A 6,093-nucleotide genomic window follows, 5' to 3' on the forward strand; every position below is an offset into this window, starting at 1 on the left:
CCGGCATTGGACCCACACACCTAGAAAGAGAGAAGAAATGTCTCAGCAAGCCACCGACCGACCGCGCACGATGCGGGCGGCGAAGTACTACGGCGCCAACGACGTGCGCCTGGAAGAGGTCGAGGTCCCGGTCCCCGGCGACGGAGAGGTTCTGCTGCGGGTGCTGCGGTCGGGCATCTGTGGAACTGACGCCACGGAATGGCGGTCTGGCCCCCACATGCTGCCGGTCGCTCACGAGCATCCTGTGACCCACCACCTCGGGGCAGTCATCCCGGGCCACGAGTTCATCGGCGAGGTCGTCGAGGCGGGAACCAGCCGTTTCGCCGTCGGAGACATCGTGGCAAGCGGTGCGGGAGTCTCCTGCGGTAACTGCGAACGATGCAAGGAAGGTCGCGGCAACCTGTGCGAGCAGTACTGGACGCTCGGTCTGGATACCGACGGTGGGCTCACGGAGTACGTTGCGACTCCCGCGTCCACGCTTGTCGCCCTGCCCGCCGGTCTTGAGCTGGATCAGGCCGCGCTGGCGCAGCCGTTGGCGGTTGGCCTGCATGCCGCACGACGTTCCGGTGCCGCCAACGGCGACCGTGTGGTGATCATCGGCGCCGGAGCCATCGGCACGTTCACGCTGGCCGGTCTGCTGTCCCTGGTCGAGGCCGATGTGACGGTGGTCGACCTGCCCAGCCCGAAGCTTGACCGTGCTCTCCGTCTTGGCGCATCGGCGACGGTGGTCGCCGACGACATCGCCAGCATTCCTCCCGGGGTCGATGTCGTGATCGAGGCGAGCGGCGCTCCGGGGCAGATCAACCGCGCGCTCGGGCTTGTTCGCGATGGCGGAGTGGTCCTCCAGGTCGGTCTGCCCGCGACTGCACAGGAGATCGATGTGCACCAGCTCGTGCTGCGGGAGATCACCCTGCAGACGACGCTCGCCCACGTCGGAAACTCCGACATGGAAGACGCCATCGACATCCTTTCGTCCACCAACCTCGGCGCTGAGCTTCTGGATTCGGTGCACACGCTGGAGGAGCTGCCGCAGGAGCTTGACCGCCTCGCCCGAGGCCAGGTCGACGGCAAGGTCATCTTCGACCTGACCCGATAACGCGGTCACTGGCTGCCAGTGACCGAACACATCCCGATTCTCATCGGGAACAACAGACCGCGAGAGTGAGGAGATTGTGATGACGCGGATGGAATTGATCGAGCTGGATGAGGGAAGGGCGGACTGGCTGCCGTACGCGCCGGCAGTGAAGGTGCCTTCCGGTTCGGAGTACGTGTTCCTGTCCGGCGCCGTGGGCGCTGACGACGACGGGGTCTTCCCCGACGACATCGCGGAGCAGACCCGAATCGTGATGCGCCGCCACACCGAGTCGTTGGCGGCGAACGGTCTGACGTGGGATGACGTGCTGCACGTCTACGACTTCCTGACCGACATGCGGGACTTCGTCGAGGTGTTCACCGTCATGGACGAGTTCACCCAAGCGTCGGGTGCAGCCTGGCGGCACGCGAACACGCTGATCGGCGTGAACGGTCTGAGCCACCCGAGCGCGCGCGTGGAGTTCGACGTGATCGCGGTGCGTCCGGCGACGTCGAGCAGCTGATCGAAGAAGGGACTGCGGAACATGACAAACACGAGTACTGAATTCACCTCGACCGACGGGGGCTCTCCCGTTTCGGTCTCGGTTCGCAGCACCGACACCCTCTTCTGGCTGTCCGGTGCGACGGCGATCCCGCTGTATCACCACCACCCGCACATCGCGGACGAGTGCGTGCTCCCCGACGACATCGTCGAGCAGGCTCGCCGGGTGCTGACCACGATCGAGGACGTGCTGCGGTTCAACGGTCTGGGGTGGGGCGACGTCGTCAAGCTGTCGAACTTCCTCACCGACCCGCGGGACTACAACGCGGTGCAGCAGGCGATCACGCAGTTCTTCGCGGACAGCGGCGTCACCCCGGCGTCCACGTCGGTGGGGATCAACGGGCTCAGCGGCGAGGGAGCTCGCCTGGAGATTGATGTGGTGGCCGTGCGTTCGTCGGCCCAGGGTGGAACGGAGCAGAAATGACCAACGCCGTCTCGACGGGCAACTCCCCGCACGGGCTCGTCACCATCGCCAGCGCCGGGTCGGAACTGGTGTTCCTCTCGGGGATCGCGCCGTCCACCGACCCGACCACGAAGGGACTGCCTTCCGGCTTCGACGCGCAGCTGTCGCTGACGTTCTCGAACCTGAACAACGCGCTCTCGGAGAAGAACCTCACCTGGGGCAACGTCGCAAAGATCCTGCTCTACCTGACCGACATCCGCGACCTGGCGGCGTTCACCGACGCGCTCAACACGCGGTTCGGCGAGCACTGGACGCCGGCGCTGACCGTCGCCGAGGTCGACTGGCTCCCCGCCCGCGGCGCCCGCCTTCAGCTGGACGTCATCGCAGCACACTGATCGGTTGATCGCCGGAGCTTGAGCGCCACTCTCAAGCTCCGGCGCCCCCGCGTCGACAACGTATGGGCGCTTCCCGCGTGATGGCGCGGCGCCCACCTAGACCCGGCACCTCATCACTGGCCCTGAACCCGTGGTGAGGTGCCGAACCATTTCTGCGGCACATCGCGGTTGCGGTGGAGGCAGAAGTGAATGGCGCGCTCGGCCCGGCGCGTCAAGATGCGCCAGTGCTGTGCCGGGCGTGCGAACGCCCGAGATTCGGGGCAGAGAAGCACGCGTCGACCTGCCGCGGCATGAAGCCCCACCCGTTGCAGGACTGCTAGATTAGAGTCTCCGCTCGAGACATTCGAGGATGGCTGACGCCGAACAGCGTCGGTCCGAGGCTTGAAACCTCCGGCTTCATTCAACCAATGAAACCGGAGGTTTCATCATGTCTACCGTCCAACCTGACCCTCGCCGGTGGTGGGCTCTTGCCGTCATCTGCATGACGCAGCTAGTCATCGTCCTCGACGCGACGATCGTGAACGTCGCGCTGCCCAAAGCACAACTCGAACTCGGCATGTCTGATGCTGAACGCCAGTGGGTTGTCACCGCCTACGTGCTCGCATTCGGGTCCTTGCTGCTGCTCGGCGGACGCATCTCCGACTTCTGGGGACGCAAGCGCAGCTACATGATCGGCATGCTCGGCTTCGGCGCCGCGTCGGTGATCGGCGGCCTCGCCGACAACGCCACCCAGCTGATCGTCGCGCGCGGCATCCAGGGCGCACTGGCAGCCCTACTGGCGCCGGCGGCGCTGTCGATGCTGACGGTGATCTTCACCTCCGGCAAGGAGCGTGCGAAGGCCTTTGCGATCTTCGGAATCGTCGCCGGGACCGGTGCAACCATCGGTCTCGCGCTGGGAGGCGTGCTCACCGAGTACGCCGGATGGCGCTGGTGCCTGCTGGTGAACATCATCTTCGCCGTGCTGGGCATCGTGGGTGCCGCCCTCTTCGTCAAGGAATCGAAGCTCAACGGGCACCACGGTCACGACCTGCCGGGCGCGATCACCATCACGCTCGGCTTCGGCAGCCTGGTCTACGGGCTCACCCTGTCCGAGCACGGCTGGGGCTCGCCCGACACGCTCATCTTCCTCACCCTCGGCGTGGTGCTGATCGCCATCTTCATCACGATCGAAGCGAAGACCAAGTACCCGTTGCTGCCGCTGCGCATCCTGCGTAACCGGACCCGAGCGGGTGCGTTCATCGTGCAGGCCACCGTGGGAGCCGTCTACATCGGTGCAACCCTGTTCCAGGCCTACCACCTGCAGGCACTGCTCGGGTTCAGCCCGCTGCTGGCGGGCATCGCGTCGTTGCCGATGGCGGTGTCGACCATGATCGTCGCCCCGCTCGGGACTCGTCTGTTCGAGAGGTTCGGCGGACAGTGGGTCATGTCGGGTGGCATGCTGATCTCCGCTGTCGGCATGGTCTACCTGGCGCAGCTGACCGCGGACGGGAACTACTGGGTGCAGGTGTTCCCGGGCATGCTGCTGGTGGGTATCGGGTTGGCCGGTGTCGTCGTCGCGGTCCAGAATGTCGCGCTTACGGGTGTTCCGTGGAGCGATGCTGGCGCAGCGTCCGCCGTCGTGAACTCGTCAATGCAGCTGGGTGGATCTATCGCGCTGGCGATCTTCACCACCCTGTTCATCTCGATCGGCGGCGGCTACGGCAGCGCGAGCTCGGACAGCGTCGCGGGTTACTCCGCCGTGTACTATGGCGCGGCTGTCGCGCTTGTCGTCGGTGCTGTCGCTGCGGCCGCCCTCATCCGCAAATCGCAGGGCTGGGGTGACTCCGATGACTGGAGTGAGTCCAGCGACGGTGAGTGGAGCGACGAGAACGCGAGCGAGTGGACTGCCAGCAGGAACCAGTCCTGGAAGCCCGCCGATCAGGCTGCCGCGTCCGACTGGACTGGCCAGGCTTCTACGCAAGGATCCACGTCCGCTGGCGAGTGGTGAGCCGGTGATCTAGCCACCGGTGAGCACGGGTGGTGGGGATGCCATGCACCCCACCACCCGTTTGCCTATTCAGGCGAGTGGGCCGCCACGCAGTTCACGCCTGACGGGCGAACACCGCATCAAGGAGTCCCGGGAAGGCCTCGGTGAGATCCTCCCGGCGCAACTGATTCTGGATCGTCGTGCCTTCGTAGTGCTGACGGATCAGCCCGGCTTCTCGGAGAACCCGAAAGTGGTAGGTGGTCGTCGCCTTCGCGATCGGCAGCTCGAACGCACCGCACGGCTGCGCGTCGCCGCTCTCGAGCAGCTGCGCCACGATGCTCCGTCGAATCGGATCCGCGAGCGCGGCCAGCACGCTGTCCAGACTGATCTCCGCAACTGCCGGATGTGTAAGGACTCGTGCCATATGCAACCTCGATCGATCGTGCAGCGTATCCGCCGGCCAGACGGCTCGCGCTGACGCCGTCGATCGTAATGTACTTGACAGCTAGTACGACGATCTTCGTACAATTTCTTAGTACGAAAGTTCTCGTACTAAGAGAGGATTCTGTATGCCGAGCCTGTTTGACCCACTGAAGCTACGAGACGTCGAGATCCCGAACAGGATCTGGATGTCCCCGATGTGCACCTACTCGTCCGCCGCGGACGGGGACTACGTGGGCTTCCTGACACCGTTCCACCACGCCCACTACGCCGCGCGAGCCGCCGGCGGAGTCGGTCTCGTCGTTTTGGAAGCGACGGCCGTCACCCCGACTGGCCGCATCACGCCCAACGACCTCGGAATCTGGGACGATGAACAGATCCCTGGGTACGCACTCCTGGTCGCAGAGATCCACGCCGCAGGCGCGAAGGCAGGCATCGAGATCGCGCACGCAGGCCGGAAGGGATCGACCGCCGCGCCGTGGCACGGTGGCGCCGCGCTCAGCCCGGATCAGAACGGATGGACCACCGAGGCTCCGAGCCCGCTGGCCTTCACCGGCTCGCACGCACCCCACGCGCTCTCCGTCGATGAGATCAACGACATCGTGGACTCGTTCGCGGCTGCGGCCAGGCGCGCCGATGAAGCAGGCTTCGACGTTCTGGAGCTCCACGCGGCCCACGGCTACCTGCTCCATTCGTTCCTGTCGCCGGTCGCCAACGACCGTTCCGACGAGTACGGCGGAACGTTTGAGAACCGGATCCGCATTGTGCTGGAGACGGTGCAGGCCATCCGCAAGGTCTGGCCAGAGACCAAGCCGTTGTTCGTCCGAGTGTCCAGCACCGACTGGATCGAAGAGAACGAACAGGATCACCGTGCCAGCTGGACGGTAGACCAGACGGTCCAGCTCGCCTCGATCCTCGCCTCCCACGGCGTCGACCTCATCGATGCCTCCTCGGGAGGAATCGACATCGTCGACATCCCCCACGCTCCGGACTACCAGAGCAGCAAGGCCGCCATCATTCGCGCTCGCAGCGGAGTGCCGACGGCGGCGGTGGGACGGATCGACACGCCCGCCCGAGCACAGCGACTGGTTGAAGAGGACCATGTCGATGCAGTGTTCATCGGGCGTGCACTGCTGCGCACCGCGTCGTGGGCCAACGACACCGCGAGTGTTCTCGGCGCGGAGCCGCGGTACGTCCACCAGTACGCGTACGCGCTTTGACCTCGCCGGGCGTGCGTCGACAGTTTGTCGACGCA

General features: G+C 65.5%; 7 protein-coding genes. 6 read left to right on the forward strand and 1 reads right to left on the reverse strand.

The genetic code is table 11. The features are described from left to right. The first annotated feature begins 37 nt into the window (after positions 1–37). The 5 genes from ACFWJ8_RS03930 to ACFWJ8_RS03950 all read left to right on the forward strand — a co-directional run bounded on the left by ACFWJ8_RS03930 (position 38) and on the right by ACFWJ8_RS03950 (position 4,418). Positions 38–1,096, forward strand: coding sequence for a zinc-binding dehydrogenase (locus tag ACFWJ8_RS03930; protein WP_378809188.1), 1,059 nt, complete (start codon positions 38–40; stop codon positions 1,094–1,096). Positions 1,097–1,175: 79 nt separating this feature from the next. After that, positions 1,176–1,595, forward strand: a complete 420-nt coding sequence (locus ACFWJ8_RS03935) for a RidA family protein (RefSeq protein WP_378809191.1) — start codon at positions 1,176–1,178, stop codon at positions 1,593–1,595. A gap of 21 nt (positions 1,596–1,616) precedes the next feature. After that, on the forward strand, positions 1,617–2,057 hold the full coding sequence (locus ACFWJ8_RS03940) for a RidA family protein (RefSeq protein WP_378809194.1): 441 nt from the start codon (positions 1,617–1,619) through the stop codon (positions 2,055–2,057). Further along, complete coding sequence (locus ACFWJ8_RS03945; RefSeq protein ID WP_378809197.1) at positions 2,054–2,431, forward strand: RidA family protein; 378 nt, start codon at positions 2,054–2,056, stop codon at positions 2,429–2,431. The genes ACFWJ8_RS03940 and ACFWJ8_RS03945 overlap by 4 nt, the downstream gene beginning before the upstream one ends. 481 nt (positions 2,432–2,912) lie before the next feature. Then, entirely contained in the window at positions 2,913–4,418 is a 1,506-nt protein-coding gene (locus ACFWJ8_RS03950; protein WP_378809200.1) for an MFS transporter, read from the forward strand. A 94-nt stretch (positions 4,419–4,512) separates the two neighbouring features. Here ACFWJ8_RS03950 and ACFWJ8_RS03955 read toward each other — a convergent pair whose 3' ends face one another. Next, positions 4,513–4,770: an ArsR/SmtB family transcription factor gene (locus tag ACFWJ8_RS03955; protein WP_378809203.1), complete on the reverse strand. Its 258-nt coding sequence runs from the start codon at positions 4,768–4,770 to the stop codon at positions 4,513–4,515. A 196-nt stretch (positions 4,771–4,966) separates the two neighbouring features. Here ACFWJ8_RS03955 and ACFWJ8_RS03960 point away from each other — a divergent pair, with 196 nt between their 5' ends. Further along, a complete protein-coding gene (locus tag ACFWJ8_RS03960) occupies positions 4,967–6,058 on the forward strand; it encodes an NADH:flavin oxidoreductase/NADH oxidase (RefSeq protein ID WP_378809206.1) in 1,092 nt (363 codons plus the stop codon). Positions 6,059–6,093: the final 35 nt, after the last annotated feature.

This window comes from Microbacterium sp. NPDC058389, from assembly GCF_042722305.1.
In the GTDB taxonomy this organism is placed as follows: domain Bacteria; phylum Actinomycetota; class Actinomycetes; order Actinomycetales; family Microbacteriaceae; genus Microbacterium.